Origin of the sequence: Mitsuaria sp. GD03876 (assembly GCF_029840635.1) — a bacterium.
Lineage (GTDB): Bacteria > Pseudomonadota > Gammaproteobacteria > Burkholderiales > Burkholderiaceae_C > Roseateles.
The window spans coordinates 15,999-32,661 of sequence record NZ_JAOCCU010000048.1 but is presented as its reverse complement, the minus strand read 5'-3'; the positions used below and the strand labels follow the sequence as shown (position 1 = coordinate 32,661).

Here is a 16,663-nt window from a genome sequence, read left to right as displayed (position 1 = left end):
TGCGAGAATCCGCCGCTTTCGCGGGCCGGCGCCACTGAGCCGGCCGCGCGGGCTCTCCGTAGTTCAATGGATAGAACGGCCGCCTCCTAAGCGGCAAATACAGGTTCGATTCCTGTCGGAGGGACCAGCTCAGCGCTTCAGCACGATCGTCACCAGCGCCGACGCGTCCACCACGCCGGCCACGCCGTGCATCACCCCGCCGTCCAGGTAGCAGAGTTGTCCGGCGCCCAGCCGCTGGCGTTGCTCCGCGCCGTCGCGCTGCACGCTCAGCTCGATTTCGCCCTCGAGGCACTGGATGGTGATCTCGCCCTCGACCTTGTGCGGCGGCAGCGCCTTGCCCGCCGGCAGCACCAGCCGCATCACTTCCAGGCCCTGCGACTTGAACAGCGCGGACGACGGCGTGGCGGACAGCGCGGCACCGAGCGGCGCGACGTCGATCGGCTGGGCGGGGGCGGCATGCGGCAGGGCCATGGAACTGCTCCTGGTGGAAGGACGACTTCGGCGCCTCGACGGAATCGCGCGCCGGCATCGATGGATCATGGCACCGACGGCCCGTGCCCGCACCCCCGCCGCGAACCGCCCCTGCCGGAAGTCACCGCCTCGTCCCCCCACCGCCGCGCCAGGCGCCAGCAATCCACGCGATACGCGTAAATGAGGGGTAAACCGCCGCGTCATGCCGGGCCGGGTTTTTGCCCGACGCATATACTGGGAACGCCATTGTTCCGTCCCGCGCAACAGGGACGGGCATCCGGCGCCAAGCAGCCAGGCTGTACTGATTCAAGGTTTTTCATCATGGGCGCCAAACTGAAAGTCGCGGGCTGGGTCGCATTGGGTGCGATGGCCGGCGTCATGACGACGATGCAGCTGCAGGCCAACGCGCGCAGCACCGCCAGCCCCCTTCCGCTCGAGGAACTGCAGCAGCTCGCCGCGGTCTTCGGGATCGTGAAATCGGACTACGTCGAATCCGTCGACGAGAAGAAGCTGATCAACGACGCCATCTCCGGCATGGTCAGCGGCCTGGACCCCCACTCCCAGTTCTTCGACAAGAAGAGCTTCAAGGAATTCCGCGAGAGCACCTCCGGCAAGTTCGTCGGCGTGGGCATCGAGATCGGCATGGAGGACGGCCTGGTCAAGATCGTCTCCCCGATCGAAGGCAGCCCCGCCTTCCGCGCCGGCCTCAAGAGCGGCGACCTGATCAGCAAGATCGACGACACGGCGGTCCGCGGCCTGACGCTGGACCAGGCCGTCAAGAAGATGCGCGGCGAACCCAACACCAAGGTGATGCTGTCCATCTACCGCAAGTCGGAGAGCCGCACCTTCCCCATCACGATCACGCGCGAGGAAATCCGCGTCCAGAGCGTGCGCGCCAAGCTGGTCGAACCGGGCTACGCCTGGATCCGCGTCAGCCAGTTCCAGGACCGCACCGTCGACGACTTCGCGCAGAAGCTCGGCGACCTCTACAAGCAGGACCCCAAGATCAAGGGCGTCGTGCTGGACCTGCGCAACGACCCGGGCGGCCTGCTCGAGGGCGCGGTGGCGATCTCCGCGGCCTTCCTGCCCAAGGGCGTCGAGGTGGTCTCGACCAACGGCCAGCTGGCCGAGTCCAAGGCCAGCTACCGCGCCGATCCTGACTTCTACGCCCGCCGCGGCGCCGGCGATCCGCTGCGCAAGCTGCCCGACGCGCTGAAGAACGTGCCGATGGTGGTGCTGGTCAACGAAGGCTCGGCCTCGGCCAGCGAGATCGTCGCCGGCGCGCTGCAGGACCACAAGCGCGCCACGGTGATGGGCCTGCAGACCTTCGGCAAGGGCTCGGTGCAGACGGTCCGCCAGCTCGGCCCGGACACCGCGGTCAAGCTGACCACCGCCCGTTACTACACGCCCAGCGGCCGCTCCATCCAGGCCAAGGGCATCGTCCCCGACATCCCGCTGGACGAGACCGCCGAAGGCAACATCTTCGCCGAGCTGCGCATGCGCGAAGCCGACCTCGAGAAGCACCTGAACGCCAGCGACGAGAAGGCCGAGGAATCGCGCACCAAGGAACTCGAGAAGATCCGCGAGGAGCGCCGCCAGAAGCTGGAAGCCGACTACGCCAAGCGCGGCGAGCCGCTCAAGCCGCTGCCCGAGTTCGGCAGCGCCGAGGACTTCCCGCTGCGCCAGGCACTGAACCAGTTGCAAGGCAAGCCGGTCGCGGTATCCAAGGTCGCGCAGGAGCGCAAGGCGGAAGCCAAGACCGAATAAGCGATCCAGCCCGGGGATTCCGGTCCCTCAATGACAAACGCCCGATGCATGCATCGGGCGTTTTGCTTTGGGATCGGACGTTCCGCCTTGGGGCTTGTCGACTGCTCAGCTCGCGGCGCTGCCGTTGCCTTCTTCCGATTCCGCCTCCGGGGAGCGCGTGTAGCGGGCGAAGGCGCCGGCGGCCCACAGGCCCACCTCGTACAGCAGGCACATCGGGATCGCCAGCGCGAGCTGCGACACGATGTCCGGCGGCGTGATGACCGCCGCGATGACGAAGGCCAGGACGATGAAGTAGCCGCGGAACTGCTTGAGCTGCTGCACCGAGACGATGCCCATGCGCGCCAGCACCACCACCACCACCGGCACCTCGAACGCGGCGCCGAAAGCGATGAACATGTTCATCACGAAGCCCAGGTAGGCCTCGACGTCGGGCGTGGCCGCGATGCTCTTGGGCGCGAAGCTCTGGATGAAGGTGAAGACCTTGCCGAACACGAAGAAGTAGCAGAACGCCACCCCGCCGAAGAACAGCAGCGTGCTCGACACCACCAGCGGCATCACCAGCCGCTTCTCATGCGAGTACAGGCCCGGCGCCACGAAGGCCCAGACCTGGTACAGCACCACCGGGAGGGCCAGCAGGAAGGCGGCCAGCAAGGTGACCTTCAGCGGGACCAGGAAGGGCGACAGCACATTGGTCGCGATCAGCGAGCCGCCCTGCGGCAGGTGCGCCACCAGCGGCTTCGCGAGCAGGTCGAACAGACCGCTCGTGCCCGGCCAGATGCACAGCAGGCCGAAGGCGACCACCACGGCCAGCAGCGCCCGGATCAACCGGTCGCGCAGCTCCATCAGGTGGGACACGAAGGGCTGTTCGGTGCCGGCCAGTTCGTCTTCTTGGGGAGGGCTCATGAGGCTCGGCGAGGGGGACGGAAGCGCGCCACGCGGGCCGCGCCGGATTGGGCGTGGCGGCGCACGCCCTGCCGCTGCTTGTACCAGACCGGGGTCGCGCCGCGCTTGAGGCGCCAGTTCTTCTTCGGATGCGCATAGACGGGCACCGGACCGCCATGGCCGCCGATGAGCCCGCCCTCGGCCGTCGTGCCGTCGACTGACACGTCGTTCCACGTCGACTGCAGCGACTGGTTGGCGGCGTCCACGTGCTCCTGCACGCTGGACTGCACGTCGCTGACGGCGGTCTCGAACTGGCCCTTCATCTTCTGGAGTTCCTCCAGCTCGATGGACCGGTTCACCTCCGCCTTCACGTCGGACACGTAGCGCTGCGCCTTGCCCAGCAGCGTGCCGACCGTGCGGGCGACGCGCGGCAGGCGCTCAGGACCGAGCACGACCAGCGCCACGCCGCCGATCAGCAGCAGCTTGTCGAAACCGAAATCGACCATGCGGGTCGCGCTCAGCTACGGGTCTTGGCGTCGACGTCGACGGTGTTGGGGTCCGCGGCCTTGTTGGCGTTGGCCACCTGCTGCGGCGGCGTGTCGGACGTGCCGTCCTTCATGCCGTCCTTGAAGCCCTTGACCGCGGCGCCCAGGTCGCCGCCGACATTGCGCAGCTTCTTGGTGCCGAACACGGCGATCACGACCACCAGCACGATCAGCCAGTGCCAGATGCTCAAACTACCCATGACATTCTCCAGAGTCGGAAGCCGAAATTCTAAGGTCCGCGCATGACAGGCATCTCGGCGATCAAAGCCCATCCCTGCCCGCATTAGCGGCTTATCCGCCCGATCACGCCCGTTGGACGAACGCCGGCGTACGACATCCGGCGGATCGGGCGCTCCGCCGGACGGCCGGGCGGCGCGAAGGTGGGGCCGGCGTTCAGCCCTTCAACCAGGGGCGCGGGCCGCCGATCGCGTGCATGTGGAGGTGGAAGACCTCCTGCCCGCCGTCCGCGCCGGTGTTGACCACGGTGCGGAAGCCGTTGGTGACGCCCAGTTCCTTCATCAGCCGGGGCACCAGCACCGACATGCGACCCAGCAGCGGCGCATGCTCGGGCTGCAGGTCGGCCATGCTGGCGATGTGCTGCTTGGGGATCAGCAGGAAATGCACCGGCGCCCACGGGTGGATGTCGTGGAAGCCGATCAGCTCGTCGTCCTCGTAGACCTTCTTGGCGGGAATCTGGCCCTGGACGATCTTGCAGAAGATGCAGTTGGGGTCGTGGCTCATGATGGACGGGGCGTCGGGTCGGCGAAGGAAGGTTCGGAAATCCGGAAGCGGCGGGATCGGGATCCCGTCGCGCTCAGGTCGGCATCGGTCGGCGGTCGTTCATCGCCAGCCAGCCGCGCACGATGCGGTACAGGAACCAGATCGAGATCCCGCACCAGGCGATCCAGCCCGGGATGACGAACAGGAACCACAGCGGGATCGTGACGACGTACAGGATGCCGCACCACAGCACGCTGCGCAGGCGCCACGAGAAGTGGCTGGCCTGCCAGCTGCCGGCGGCGTCGTCGCGCTTCACCAGGTCGACGATGACCGCCACGACCAGCAGCACGATGCTGGCCTGCACGCCGGGCAGCAGCGCGCCGATCGCCACGATCGCATGCAGCACGTAGCTGATGATGCCCACGGTGCGCAGGTTGGCCTCGCGCTCCGGATCGAGCACCACCGCCGGCGGTTGCGGTTCGAACGTTTCGGTCATGCCTGCTCCTTCTTGCTTCTGTTGGCGAATTCCTCGAGGCCGGACAGCCCCTCCCGGCGCGCGAGTTCGGCCAGCACCCGCTCGGGCCGCACGTCGAGCGCGGCCAGCGCGACGATCGTGTGGAACCACAGGTCGGCGACCTCGTAGACCAGCGCGTCCGGCGCGCCGTCCTTGGCGGCGATGACGACCTCGGTCGCTTCCTCGCCGACCTTCTTGAGGATCTGGTCCAGGCCCTTGGCGAACAGCTTGGCGACGTAGCTCTTGTCCGGATCGCCCTCGGCGCGGCGCTGCGCGATCACGTCGCCCAGGTGCGCCAGGACATCGGTCCCGGTCAGCGGCGCGGGCGGCGGCGCCGTCACCGCGGGGGACGGGCTGTCGGGAGACTGGATGTCGGCGGGAACCGGCGTGTCCATGGCGTTCATGCCTTGTAGATGCTGGCCGGGTCCTTCAGGACCGGCTCCACCGTCGTCCACTGGCCGCCCTCGAGCTTCTGGAAGAAGCAGCTGTGGCGGCCGGTGTGGCAGGCGATGCCGGGCTCGTGGCCGTGCTGGGTGACGCTCAGCAGCACGACGTCGTTGTCGCAGTCCAGCCGGATGCCGTGCACCTGCTGCACGTGGCCGGACTCCTCGCCCTTGTGCCACAGCTTCTGGCGCGAGCGGCTCCAGTACACCGCCTCGCCGAGCTCGGCGGTGCGCGCCAGCGCCGCGCGGTTCATCCACGCGAACATCAGGATGTCGTTCGAGCCCTGCTCCTGGGCGATGACGGGCACCAGCCCGTCGCGGTCCCACTTGATCTGATCCAGCCAGTCCATCGCGGCAGTGTAGTCCGCGCCCACCGCCGAAGCCCCGCTCATGCCTTCAGACGACATGGGTGAGGCCGACATGGAAGCGCTCGGCCGCGAACCACTGCAGCACCGGGATCGTGCCCGGCAGCACCGGCTGGACCTGCACCGGCAGTTGCTGCCAGCTCATCGCCTGGCCTTCGCGCATCTCGAACTCGCCGGACCACTCGTGGACCTTGCAGAAATGCAGCCGCACCTTCGCGTGCGGGTACTCCATCAACTCGATCTTCCAGGGGAACGCGGCGCCGATGGTGATGCCGAGTTCCTCGTGCAGCTCGCGCCGCAGCGCCTGCTCGACCGTCTCGCCGGCCTCGAGCTTGCCGCCCGGGAATTCCCAGTAGCCGGCGTAGACCTTGCCCTCGGGGCGGGAGGTCAGCAGGAACTCGGTCTCGCGGCCGCGGGGATCGCGGCGCACCAGCACGCCGACGGCCACGTCCACCGGCTCGCGGTCGGTGGCGGCGGAGGGGCTGTGGGGATTGGCCTTGAGCGGCTCAGACATGGTCGAGTCCTTCCGGCGCGTCGCCGTCCTGGGAGATGACCGGCGCCGCGTCGGCGGCGCCGCCGCGGCCGGCCAGGTCGCGCGCGAACTGGTAGGCGACGCGGCCCGACCGCGAACCGCGCTCCAGCGCCCAGACCAGCGCCGGCTGGCGCGCGGCCTCGATGCGGGCGGCGTCCAGGCCGAAGTGCGTCAGCCACTGCGCGACGATCGCCAGGTATTCCTGCTGGCTGAAGCTGTAGAAGCTGATCCACAGGCCGAAGCGCTCGGACAGCGAGATCTTCTCCTCGACCGCCTCGCCCGGATGCACCTCGACGTTGCCGTCGCGCTCGCCGTGGGTGTAGCCGAGGTTGTCCTTCATCTGCTCGGGCAGCAGGTGGCGGCGGTTGCTGGTCGCGTAGATCAGCAGGTTGTCGGTGGCGGCGGCGACCGAGCCGTCCAGCATCGACTTCAGCGCCTTGTAGCCGGCCTCCCCTTCGTCGAAGCTGAGGTCGTCGCAGAAGATCACGAAGCGCTCCGGCCGGTCGGCGACCAGGTCGGCGAGGTCCGGCAGGTCGACCAGGTCGGCCTTGTCGACCTCGATCAGCCGCAGGCCCCGGTCGGCGAACTCGTTGAGGCAGGCCTTGATCAGCGAGCTCTTGCCGGTGCCGCGCGCGCCGGTCAGCAGCACGTTGTTGGCGGGCTGGCCCTGGACGAACTGGCGGGTGTTGCGCAGCAGGCGTTCCTTCTGCGGCTCGACCTCCTTGAGGTCGCCCAGCCGAATCGCCGACAGGTGCCGGACCGGTTCCAGCCGGGCGCTGGCGCCGCGCTTGCGGTAGCGGAAGGCGACGGTGGCGTCCCAGTCGGGCGGCGTCAGGGGCTGGGGCAGCACCGCCTCCAGGCGGCTCAGCAGGGTGTCGGCGCGCCGCAGCAGCGCTTCCAGGGCGTTGGGGGCGTCAGGGGCTTGGGACATAGGGGCCGAGTGTAGGCGGCCCCCTGGCCGGATCAGGGGCGCGGGACGTCGCGAAGCCTCAAGCGAGCATTCGCATGGCCGCGTCCAGCTGCTCGGTGGGCAGCCGCTTGAAGCCCGAGCGCGCGTAGCGCTGCAGCCGGCCGATGATGAAGCTCGCCAGCACCGAGGCCTGCGCCTGCGCCTCGACGGTCGGGGTGCTGGAGCCCGAGGCCTCCGCGGCGGTCCGCAGCGCCTGGCGCAGCGAGGACTCGACCTTGTCGAAGAACTGGTTCATGCGCGCGACCAGGCGCTCGTTCTCGTAGACCAGCGCGTCGCCGACCATCACGCGGGCCATGCCCGGGTTGCGCTCGCCGAACTGCAGCAGCACCGCGACGATGCGCTGCGCCTGGGCCAGGCCGTCGGTCTCGCGCTCGGCGATCTGGTTGAGCAGTGAGAAGATGCTGGTCTCGATGAATTCGATGAGGCCCTCGAACATCTGGGCCTTGCTGGCGAAGTGGCGGTAGAGCGCAGCTTCGCTGACCTCCAGCCGCGCGGCCAGCGCGGCGGTGGTGACGCGCTCGGCGCCGGGCTGCTCCAGCATGCTGGCCAGCGTCTGCAGGATCTGCACGCGGCGCTCGCCCGGCTTGAGCCGCTTGCGCGGGAGTTCCGCCGGCTTGGCAGCGGCGGAATCCGTGGTGTCCGGGGGGCTGGTGTGCATGGGAGGGGCCGAAGTGTGCGGCGATTCTGGCACACCCGGAACGCCGTCTTGACGGCGATGCCGCACGCCGTACGGCAGCCGCCTGGCCGCCCCCTCGTTGCCCGCGCGCCGCTCAGTCGCGCAACCAGCCCAGGCGGCGCGCCTCGTAGATCGCCTCGACCTTGGAGCGCACCTGCAGCTTGCGGTAGGTGCGTTTCACGTAGGTCATGATCGTGTGCGGCGACACGTTCATGAACTGCGCGATCTCGTCGAAGGTGAAGCCCTTGGCGGCCAGGTGCAGCACGCGCGATTCCTGCTCGGACAGCGCGACGACCTGCTCGTCCACCAGCGGCATCGGGGCGGAGTCGCCGAAGCCGCGCGGATGCGCGCCGCCGCCCTGCGGCGCCAGGCGCAGCAGCAGCCGGCGGGCGATCACCGGCGAGATCGGGCTGCCGCCCGCGCGCAGCGAGCGCAGCTGGCCCGGCAGATCTAGCGCCAGCGAGTCCTTGAGCAGGTAGCCGGTCGCGCCGGCCTCGATGCTCGAGAGCACGTGCTGCTCGTCGCCGAAGACGGAGATGACCATCACCTCGCATTCCGGGGCGACGTGGGCGGCGTGGCGGATCAGTTCGATCCCGCTGCCGCCGGGCAGGTCCAGGTCGACCAGCAGCACGTCCGGACGTGTCTGGTCGAACATCTTGCGACCCTGCTGGAGATCGGTGGCCATGCCCACCAGACGGATGTCCGGCGCTTTTTCCAGGGCATGGGCGAACGCTTCGCGGAAACGAAGCTGATCCTCGACGATCAAGACGCTGAACAGTGACATGCAATCCCTCACGGCTATGGAGCCGTTCCGGGGCGCATTCTGGGATGTCGCGTGTTTCAGCGGCAATCCCCAGCTTGCAGTGGTATGACCTTCGACCACCCCCGCGGTCCAGAGGGGTGCCGGAGGCAAATGACGCTCCCGGAAACAAACGAGCCCCCTCGTTTGGAGGGGGCTCGCAGGGGGTCGGGGCCGGTCGCGGGGGGGTTGCCCCCCGCGCGGGCGACGCTCAGTGGGAGCGGATCATCGTGCCGTAGGCCTGCTCGGAGAGGATCTCCAGCAGCATCGCGTGGGGGACGCGGCCGTCGATGATGTGCACGGCCTTGACGCCGCTGCGGGCGGCGTCCAGCGCCGAGGCGATCTTGGGCAGCATGCCGCCCGAGAGCGTGCCGTCGGCGAAGAGTTCGTCGATCTCGCGCGCGGACAGGTCGGTCAGCAGGTTGCCCTGCTTGTCGAGCACGCCCGGGGTGTTGGTCAGCAGCACGAGCTTCTCGGCCTTGAGGACCTCGGCCAGCTTGCCGGCGACGACGTCGGCGTTGATGTTGTAGCTCTCGTTGCTCTCGCCGAAGCCGATCGGGCTGATGACGGGGATGAACTGGTCGTCCTGCAGCGCCTTCACGACGCTGGGGTCGATGGCGACGATGTCGCCGACGGAGCCGACGTCGTGTTCCTTGGACGGGTCGTCCTTGTCGACCATCTTGAGCTTCTTGGCGCGGATCATGCCGCCGTCGCGGCCGGTCAGGCCCACGGCCTTGCCGCCGGCGACGTTGATCAGGCCGACGATGTCCTGCTGCACCTCGCCGGCGAGCACCCATTCGACGACGCTCATCGTCTCCTCGTCGGTGACGCGCATGCCCTGGATGAAGTGGCCCTTCTTGCCGAGCTTGTTGAGCGCGTCCTCGATCTGCGGGCCGCCGCCGTGCACCACCACCGGGTTCAGGCCGACCAGCTTGAGCAGCACCACGTCCTCGGCGAAGTCCTGCTGCAGCGCGGGGTCGGTCATCGCGTTGCCGCCGTACTTGATGACGATGGTCTTGCCGTGGTACTTGCGGATGTAGGGCAGCGCCTGGGACAGCAACTCGGCCTTGTCGCGCGGCGGGATGTGGCTGAGGTCGGCGTCGTGGACGGGCGGGGTATTGCTCATGGTGCTGTCCGGCTGGAGTGGGTGGAAGGAAATCGGCGGCGATTGTAGGAGGAGCACCGGCAAAATCCCGGCCCATGCAAGTCCAGCAATACATGAAGCTCTCGGCCGGCGTGGCGATGGCGACGATCGCCCTGAAGACGGCCGCCTGGTGGTGGACCGGCTCGGTCGGCCTGCTGTCGGACGCGCTGGAGTCGGGGGTGAACCTGGCCGGGGCGCTGTTCGGGCTGGCGATGGTCACGATCGCGCGGCGCCCGCCCGACGAGGACCACCCCTTCGGCCACCACAAGGCGGAGTACTTCTCCAGCGCGTTCGAGGGCGCGCTGATCCTGATCGCGGCGTTGGGCATCGGCTGGGCGGCGATCGACCGGCTGCGCGCGCCGCAGCCGCTGGAGTCGCTGGGCCTGGGCCTGGCGCTGTCGCTGGTGAGCACGGCGATCAACGGCTGGCTGGCGATGGCGATGCTCAAGGCGGCGCGGGCGCACCGCTCGATCGCGCTGGAGGCGGACGCGCGGCATCTGTTCACCGACGTGTGGACCTCGGTGGGCGTGGTCGCCGGGCTGATCGGGGTCTGGCTGACCGGCTGGACCTGGCTGGACCCGCTGCTGGCGATCCTGGTGGCGCTGAACATCCTGCGCGAGGCGATGCACCTGATGTGGCGCTCCACCGGCGGGCTGATGGACATGGCGCTCGATCCGGAGGACCAGCTCGCGATCGCCGCGGTGCTGCAGCGCTTCGAGTCGCCGGAGCTTCGCTTCGACCATGTGGCCACGCGGGTGGCGGGGCAGCGGCGCTACGTGGACTTCCACCTGCACGTGCCCGCGCGCTGGACGCTGGGCGAGGCGGCCCGGCTGCGCGGCGAGGTGGAGCAGGCGCTGATGCGCGCCCTGCCCGGCATCCGCGCCAGCATCCAGCTGCTGCCGGTCAACGTCGAGACGCGCTTCGCCGAGCAGGCGGCGCGGGAGAACGAGGAGGAACGCGGATGATCGCGCTGCTGCAACGCGTGAAGGAGGCCCGGGTCGATGTCGGTGACCGCTGCACCGGGCGCATCGGCCAGGGGCTGCTGCTGTTGATTTGCGCCGAGCCGCAGGACGACGAGGCGGTGGCGGAGAAGCTGCTGGCGAAGATCCTGAAGCTGCGGATCTTCAGCGACGAGGCCGGGAAGATGAACCGCAGCGTGCAGGATGTGGGCGGCGGCTTGCTGATCGTCTCGCAGTTCACGCTGGCGGCGGACACCTCGGGCGGCAACCGCCCGAGCTTCACCGGCGCAGCGCCGGCGGCGCTGGGCCGCCGGCTCTACGACCACGCGGTGGCGTTCGCGCGGGCGCAGCACCCGTTGGTCGAGACCGGGGAGTTCGGTGCCGACATGCGGGTGAGCCTGGTCAACGACGGGCCGGTCACGATTCCGATGCGGATGTGACCGAGGCGGCTTTCCGTTCGGCCTTCACCCAGTTCAGGCCGACCGCGCACATGTTTTCCAGCTGCTTGAACTTTTCCGTGCGCTCGTCGTCCGTGTAGGACGCCCAATTCCGCTCGATCGGCAGCGAGAACGCCCAATAGTTCTCGCGGTCCTCGAGGAACGGTTCCTCCTCGGGGTAGGGATTGGCCTTGATCAGGCTTCGGACCTCGTTCAGCCCGGCCGGACCGCCGGCCGTATCCACGTCGAACGCCCGGATCTGCTCGGCCATGCTCGACAGGGTCAGGTGGTCTTGGATGACCATTTCATTCGTCTCGCGCTGACGCAGCGCCGTCCCGGTCGCGTGCGGATCGACCGCGAAACCCGAGTGCTCGCTAGGTCGAGGTTTCACCGGTTCGGGCTTCACGGTCGACGCCTGCTTCGACGCGTCACGCGGCGCGTTCGCGGCACCGCCGATCCAGGCGCGCGGGCGTTGCGCGATCGACGGCGTGGGCATCCGCGCCGCGGGCGCGCTGCTCGCCGGGCCGACGATCACGTCGTCGCTGCCGATGTCATCGGCCGGCGGGGCTGGGTTGCGCGACACGCAAATGGACATTTGGATTCTCTTGGTTTCCGTCGTGGTTTCGGTGGTGGAAAAGAGGACTGGGGCTTTGCCGTCGAGCAGCGATTCGACCCTCTTCGCGGCGCGCTCGATCCGCTCGACCAACTGGTGGGGAAACGCGTCCGCGATCAGTTTCCCAGTCTCGATCTGGCGCGTGAGCTTCCGGAACATGCCAGCGGCGCGGTCCGCGTGCTTCTGGGCAGTCGCCAGGTGCTCCGCGTTGCCGCTCGCCCGCGCCCGGCCCACGAGTTCATCCAGCCGCTGGCAGCCGGCCGCGGCATCGGCGCGGAGCTTGTCGAACGGGACCTCCACCATCTGCCCGTCAGGGGACCTCACCAGGAGCTTGTTCTTGAAATAGTGGTTGTCGACGTTGTGGAAGTTGATCGACAAGCCGCTGCTCGATGTCATGTTGAACATGGGGTTCCTTTCGTGAATGCGGGGGGTGGAGCGGGTGCGCTGGCCGTCAGGCCTGTTTCGGATCCGGCGAGGGCTTCGGGGTCTTCTTCCGCACGCGGCTGAAGTCGGGCGTGACGACGAACACGCCGTGCTCGCTGAACGAGACCATGTCCACCTTGTCGAGCACCGTTCCCGGCGCCACGCGCGTGTACGTCAGCGGCACTTCCCTGCTTGAGACGCGCCGGCCGGCACGGGTGTCGGGCGGCTCCAACTCGCGGATGCGCGCCTTCGTGGCCGAGAGCAGATCGGCGATCGCCTCGGCGGCGAGCCTGGCGAGGTCGCCACCGTCCTTCGACTGCGCCTGGGACAGCAGCTTCCCGCTGCGCTCCGCGGCCGCGCGCCAGCAGTCGCGCTGTTCGTCCGTCCTGCACGTGCCGAACAGGTCCAGCAGCGCGTGATGCCGTTCGAGCGCCTTCGCGGCGACCTTTTCGAGGCTTGGAGCGCATCCCGATCGGGTGATCGACTTGTCCGGACCGATGACCTGGTGGCCGCCGATCTGGACCCCTTCCATCGAATCGATTTGGAAGAACATGGCCGTCCTGACGAGTTGAGGAAGCCGGTTCAGTGGCCGGGAGGCGAGCGTCGTTCTCCAGGAGGGCTGGTGATTCAGGTCAGCCGAACTGACGAGAATGCGGGATCCCCCATCGCAATGACAGAGGAGCGATTGATGATCAGCTATGTGACCCTGGGCAGTAACGACCGCCGCGCGGCCAAGGAGTTCTACGACGCCGTGCTCGCCCCGCTGGGGTTGAAGGCCGGGTATTCGGACGACGAGATGGTCGGCTACGGCCCCGAGGGCGGCGAGACGCAGCTTTGGGTGGTCGCGCCCTTCAATGGGTTGGCGGCGACGGTCGGAAACGGCGTGATGCTGGCGCTGGCGGCGTCGACGCGGGCGCAGGTCGATGCGGCGCATGCGGCGGCGCTGGCCGGCGGCGGGCGCGACGAGGGCCGGCCGGGGCCTCGCGAGCAGTACGGGCCGAACTTCTACGCGGCGTACTTCCGCGACCTGGACGGCAACAAGGTGGGTGTGGTGTGCCGCTCGCCGGGCTGACGCGCGAGGCGGCGGCGGGCGTTGCGCTCGCGCCCGCCGGGAGTGGGTTGGGGGCGTGCCAGCGCCCATGAAAAAACGCCGCGATCACGCGGCGTTTTTCGTTGAGGGGAGATCGCTGGGTCAGATCACCGAGTTCCCGCCCGGCGGCAGCAGCGGCGGCTGGACCAGCGTGAACTCGAAGGGCTGGACCTTGCTGTCGTTGCCCGCCAGATCGGTCTGGATCACCTGCACCGACTGCGCACCCGCCGCGGTGAAGACGGTGCCCGACAGCTCGTTGCCCGTGCCCTTGTCCCAGGTCTTGCCACCGTCCAGGCTGTACTTCCAGCTGGCTTCCTTCTCCAGGCCGGTGATCACCAAGGTCCCGTCGGAGGTGAGCTTGTCGGTGGAGGACGCGCCGTCGTCGTGCTTCAGCGCGATGGTGGGGGCGTCGGGGGCGAGGGTGTCGTAGATGAAGGTGTAGCGGCGGAACTCAGAGGTGTCAGAAACGTGAGTCACAAAGACATCGAGGGTATTGACGCCTTGCTTCAAGACACCACCCTGCGCCTGGAACTCCACCTCCTTCAAGCTAAATTCCAATGGGTGGTCCGCTTTGGCGGGACGGTCAGAGAACCGAAGATAGGTCCCGGCGTCCGAGTTCAGTCGCAACATGGCAATCGCCCCGTCCTCCAGCCCCTCGATCAGCAATTTGCTTCCGTTGGTCACCAACTGACCATCCGCGATCTTGCTGACTCGATCGAACGTGATCGAGTTTGGCGCGACGACCCGGTCCAGCGTGAACTCGAACGACGCGATCGTGCCGTCGTTGCCCGCCACGTCGGTCTGCTTGACTTGAACGGTATGCAGCCCCTCCTTCGCGAAGGCGCCGTTCGGGATCTGACTGCCGACACCAGGCACCCACGCTCCACCATCAATGCTGTAGGACCAAGGGGTTGAGGCATTCAACCCGCCGATGTTCAGCGTGCCGTCGCTTGTGATGCGATCAGGAATGTTGGCAGGGAATGCCCAGTTGAACGTGTCATTTGCCAGGACAACCACGGGTTGTCCCTCCGGACCGGTGCGATCCAGGTGGAACGGCAGCTCGCCCACCTCGCTGGGCTGCCCGTACGCATCGAACTGCATGACCTGCACGCGTTGCTCGCCATCGGTCGGGAAGCTGGCGCCGGGCACCCGGTGATCCTCACCGCCGGTCACCCAGGTCGCGCCGCCATCCACGCTGTACTTCCAGGTGTTGCCGGGCAGGATGCCGTCGACCTGGATCGTGCCGTCCTTCGTGAGCCCATCGGTGGCGCTGATGCCGGTGTCATTCACCAGCGCGAGCGCGGGCTTGGCAGGCGGCGTGGGCAGCGTGACATCGGGGCCGGGACCGGGACCGGGCGTCTGGCCGCCAGGGGTCTGGCCATCCGACTGCGGGGGATTCGGCGTCTGGCCGCCGGGTTGTTGGCCATCGGGCGTCTGCCCGCCAGGGGTTTGACCGCCAGGTTGCTGTGGGTCTGGCGTCTGGCCGCCGGGTTGTTGGCCTTCGGGCGTCTGCCCGCCAGGGGTCTGACCGCCGGGTTGCTGTGCGTCCGGCATTTGGCCGCCCGGTTGCTGGCCATCAGGCTTCGTGCCATCGGGCTTCGCGCCGTCGGGCGACTGCCCTTCGGGCGGGCGCTGCTCCGGCGTCGGCGAGGGGGTTGGGGCGGGAGCGGGTGCAGGGGGAATCGCGGCACCGGCGCTCCCGATCGAACCGCCGCCTCCGCCTGCTGCTGCGCCGACGACCGTCAGCCCCAGCAGGCCCAGGCCAGCGACCTGCAGCTTGTTGTTGGCCAGGCCACCGCCGAGGCCGGCATCGACCGGCAGATCGGCCGCAGCAGCGGCGTCGGGAGCCGCTTCGGCCGCGACGTCCGGCGAGGCGGACGCCTGTGCTACTTCGGCGGCGGTGGACGCCTTGTCGACCTCGGCCGCTTCAGCGCGCGCGCCGTGTGCCGGGTCGTCGGTCGGGTGCTCCGACGGGACTTGATCTCCGTCACGCCGCAGCCGGCGCGGGGTGACGGTCGTGGACTTGGCCGCCGGTTCCGGAACCGGCCGCGCGCGGGTGTGCGAGGTGCTCATCTGCTGTTTCCTTGCTCGACAAAAGAACCAGCGAGTCTCCAAATCCCCGCCCCTTCCCGCACTGCCGCATCCAAGTCAGATTCACCTCGAGTGCCAGCCATCCAAGGCAGTACCACCACCGATGCAGGTCAGCTCCGCACCGTTCATTGATCACCACCCCCGCCAATGACAAAGCCCGCCGAGTGGCGGGCTTCGAGGTCGCGGCGCGAGCCGCGGGCCGGGCCGGCGAGCCGCCGGCGTTCAGCGATCGATCAGTCGGCGTACTGGCCGGCGGCCTTGATCACCGGCGTCCACTTGTTGATCTCCGACTCGACGAACTTCTTGTGCTCGGCCGGGTTGACGCGGTTGTCGGTCACGATCACGGCGCCCAGCGCTTCCTCGCGCTTGTGGAACTCGGCGTCCTTCAGGGCCGTCTTCAGCGCGGTGTTGATCTTGTCCAGCACTGCCTTGGGCGTGCCCTTGGGCGCGTACATGCCGTGCCAGATCGTCACGTTGAAGCCCTTCAGGCCGGACTCGTCCAGCGTCGGCAGCTTGGACAGCGAACCGCCCAGGCGCTTGGGCGTCGACACCGCGAACGCCTTGACCTTGCCGCCGTCGATCTGCGACGTCGTGTTGGTGGTCTGGTCGCACATCAGGTCGACCTGGCCGCCGATCAGGTCGGTCATCGCCGGGCCGGTGCCCTTGTACGGCACGGTCGTCATGTCGATCTTCACCGTGCTCATGTACAGCAGGCCGCACAGGTGCGAGGCGGACCCCAGGCCGGCGTTGGCCAGGTTGATCTTGCCCTTGTTGGCGCCCAGCCACTTCACCAGGTCGGCGTAGTTGGCGGCCGGCAGCGTCGGACGCGCGATCAGCGTCATCGGCACTTCGTTGATCAGGCCCAGGTACTCGAAGTCGTCCAGCGTCTTGTATTGCAGGTTGCGGTACAGGGCCGGCGAGGTCGACATGCCGATGTGGTGCAGCAGCAGCGTGTAGCCGTCCGGCGCGGCCTTGGACACCTTGGTGGCGCCCAGCGTGCCGCCGGCGCCGCCGACGTTCTCGATCACGATCGTCGCGTTGAGCGGCTTGCGCAGCGCTTCGGCCAGGTCGCGCGCGACCTTGTCGGTCGGTCCGCCCGCGGCGAACGGGACGACGATGGTCACCGGCTTGTCCGGGTATTCGGCCCAGGCGGCGCCAACGCTCAGCGCCGCGGCACAGGCGAGCAGGATCTTCTTCATGGTGTCTCTTCCTCGATGGAGGT

General features: G+C 68.4%; 21 protein-coding genes and 1 tRNA gene. 5 read left to right on the top strand and 17 right to left on the bottom strand.

Annotation, left to right across the window (positions count from 1 at the left end):
* Positions 1 to 52 precede the first annotated feature (52 nt).
* Positions 53 to 127, top strand: a tRNA-Arg gene (locus tag N5D62_RS23450).
* 2 nt (positions 128 to 129) lie between these two features.
* On the opposite strand, the gene N5D62_RS23445 is transcribed toward N5D62_RS23450, so the two are convergent.
* Positions 130 to 471 carry a cupin domain-containing protein gene (locus tag N5D62_RS23445; protein ID WP_279760363.1) on the bottom strand — a complete coding sequence of 114 codons (342 nt, stop codon included), beginning with the start codon at positions 469 to 471 and terminating at the stop codon, positions 130 to 132.
* Positions 472 to 792: 321 nt separating this feature from the next.
* Between N5D62_RS23445 and N5D62_RS23440 the strand changes: the two genes are divergently transcribed.
* The gene (locus N5D62_RS23440) at positions 793 to 2,238 is read left to right on the top strand and encodes a S41 family peptidase (protein ID WP_279760362.1); all 1,446 of its coding nucleotides are present in this window, start codon (positions 793 to 795) and stop codon (positions 2,236 to 2,238) included.
* A gap of 105 nt (positions 2,239 to 2,343) precedes the next feature.
* Here the strand turns inward: N5D62_RS23440 and tatC are convergent, their stop codons facing one another.
* The 12 genes from tatC to argB all read right to left on the bottom strand — a co-directional run bounded on the left by tatC (position 2,344) and on the right by argB (position 9,810).
* Entirely contained in the window at positions 2,344 to 3,141 is a 798-nt protein-coding gene (gene tatC / locus N5D62_RS23435) for a twin-arginine translocase subunit TatC (RefSeq protein ID WP_279760361.1), read from the bottom strand.
* Positions 3,138 to 3,626, bottom strand: a complete 489-nt coding sequence (gene tatB, locus N5D62_RS23430; protein WP_279760360.1) for a Sec-independent protein translocase protein TatB — start codon at positions 3,624 to 3,626, stop codon at positions 3,138 to 3,140. Before tatB ends, tatC begins: the two co-directional genes overlap by 4 nt.
* 11 nt (positions 3,627 to 3,637) lie before the next feature.
* Complete coding sequence (tatA, locus tag N5D62_RS23425; protein ID WP_279760359.1) at positions 3,638 to 3,865, bottom strand: Sec-independent protein translocase subunit TatA; 228 nt, start codon at positions 3,863 to 3,865, stop codon at positions 3,638 to 3,640.
* A gap of 193 nt (positions 3,866 to 4,058) precedes the next feature.
* Complete coding sequence (locus tag N5D62_RS23420) at positions 4,059 to 4,406, bottom strand: histidine triad nucleotide-binding protein (RefSeq protein ID WP_279760358.1); 348 nt, start codon at positions 4,404 to 4,406, stop codon at positions 4,059 to 4,061.
* Positions 4,407 to 4,479: 73 nt separating this feature from the next.
* Entirely contained in the window at positions 4,480 to 4,881 is a 402-nt protein-coding gene (locus tag N5D62_RS23415) for a hypothetical protein (RefSeq protein WP_279760357.1), read from the bottom strand.
* Positions 4,878 to 5,216 carry a phosphoribosyl-ATP diphosphatase gene (locus tag N5D62_RS23410; RefSeq protein ID WP_279760378.1) on the bottom strand — a complete coding sequence of 113 codons (339 nt, stop codon included), beginning with the start codon at positions 5,214 to 5,216 and terminating at the stop codon, positions 4,878 to 4,880. The genes N5D62_RS23415 and N5D62_RS23410 overlap by 4 nt, the downstream gene beginning before the upstream one ends.
* Before the next feature lie 83 nt (positions 5,217 to 5,299).
* The gene (gene hisI, locus N5D62_RS23405; protein WP_279760377.1) at positions 5,300 to 5,692 is read right to left on the bottom strand and encodes a phosphoribosyl-AMP cyclohydrolase; all 393 of its coding nucleotides are present in this window, start codon (positions 5,690 to 5,692) and stop codon (positions 5,300 to 5,302) included.
* Between the two features lie 46 nt (positions 5,693 to 5,738).
* A complete protein-coding gene (locus N5D62_RS23400; RefSeq protein ID WP_279760356.1) occupies positions 5,739 to 6,221 on the bottom strand; it encodes an NUDIX domain-containing protein in 483 nt (160 codons plus the stop codon).
* On the bottom strand, positions 6,214 to 7,170 hold the full coding sequence (locus tag N5D62_RS23395) for an ATP-binding protein (protein ID WP_279760355.1): 957 nt from the start codon (positions 7,168 to 7,170) through the stop codon (positions 6,214 to 6,216). The genes N5D62_RS23400 and N5D62_RS23395 overlap by 8 nt, the downstream gene beginning before the upstream one ends.
* A gap of 58 nt (positions 7,171 to 7,228) precedes the next feature.
* Complete coding sequence (gene slmA / locus N5D62_RS23390) at positions 7,229 to 7,867, bottom strand: nucleoid occlusion factor SlmA (protein WP_279760354.1); 639 nt, start codon at positions 7,865 to 7,867, stop codon at positions 7,229 to 7,231.
* Positions 7,868 to 7,979: 112 nt separating this feature from the next.
* The gene (locus tag N5D62_RS23385; protein WP_279760353.1) at positions 7,980 to 8,669 is read right to left on the bottom strand and encodes a response regulator transcription factor; all 690 of its coding nucleotides are present in this window, start codon (positions 8,667 to 8,669) and stop codon (positions 7,980 to 7,982) included.
* Positions 8,670 to 8,895: 226 nt separating this feature from the next.
* A complete protein-coding gene (argB, locus tag N5D62_RS23380) occupies positions 8,896 to 9,810 on the bottom strand; it encodes an acetylglutamate kinase (protein ID WP_099862824.1) in 915 nt (304 codons plus the stop codon).
* A 74-nt stretch (positions 9,811 to 9,884) separates the two neighbouring features.
* On the opposite strand from argB, the gene N5D62_RS23375 reads away from it, so the two are divergent.
* The gene (locus N5D62_RS23375; RefSeq protein ID WP_279760352.1) at positions 9,885 to 10,793 is read left to right on the top strand and encodes a cation diffusion facilitator family transporter; all 909 of its coding nucleotides are present in this window, start codon (positions 9,885 to 9,887) and stop codon (positions 10,791 to 10,793) included.
* Entirely contained in the window at positions 10,790 to 11,227 is a 438-nt protein-coding gene (gene dtd / locus N5D62_RS23370) for a D-aminoacyl-tRNA deacylase (protein ID WP_279760351.1), read from the top strand. The genes N5D62_RS23375 and dtd overlap by 4 nt, the downstream gene beginning before the upstream one ends.
* On the opposite strand, the gene N5D62_RS23365 is transcribed toward dtd, so the two are convergent.
* Positions 11,205 to 12,242 carry a hypothetical protein gene (locus tag N5D62_RS23365; RefSeq protein WP_279760350.1) on the bottom strand — a complete coding sequence of 346 codons (1,038 nt, stop codon included), beginning with the start codon at positions 12,240 to 12,242 and terminating at the stop codon, positions 11,205 to 11,207. The two genes, dtd and N5D62_RS23365, sit on opposite strands and share 23 nt — an antisense overlap.
* 46 nt (positions 12,243 to 12,288) lie before the next feature.
* Entirely contained in the window at positions 12,289 to 12,813 is a 525-nt protein-coding gene (locus tag N5D62_RS23360) for a hypothetical protein (protein WP_279760349.1), read from the bottom strand.
* 135 nt (positions 12,814 to 12,948) lie between these two features.
* Here N5D62_RS23360 and N5D62_RS23355 point away from each other — a divergent pair, with 135 nt between their 5' ends.
* Entirely contained in the window at positions 12,949 to 13,332 is a 384-nt protein-coding gene (locus N5D62_RS23355) for a VOC family protein (RefSeq protein ID WP_279760348.1), read from the top strand.
* 120 nt (positions 13,333 to 13,452) lie between these two features.
* Here the strand turns inward: N5D62_RS23355 and N5D62_RS23350 are convergent, their stop codons facing one another.
* Entirely contained in the window at positions 13,453 to 15,423 is a 1,971-nt protein-coding gene (locus N5D62_RS23350; RefSeq protein ID WP_279760347.1) for a hypothetical protein, read from the bottom strand.
* A gap of 251 nt (positions 15,424 to 15,674) precedes the next feature.
* A complete protein-coding gene (locus N5D62_RS23345) occupies positions 15,675 to 16,640 on the bottom strand; it encodes a tripartite tricarboxylate transporter substrate-binding protein (RefSeq protein WP_279760346.1) in 966 nt (321 codons plus the stop codon).
* Positions 16,641 to 16,663: the final 23 nt, after the last annotated feature.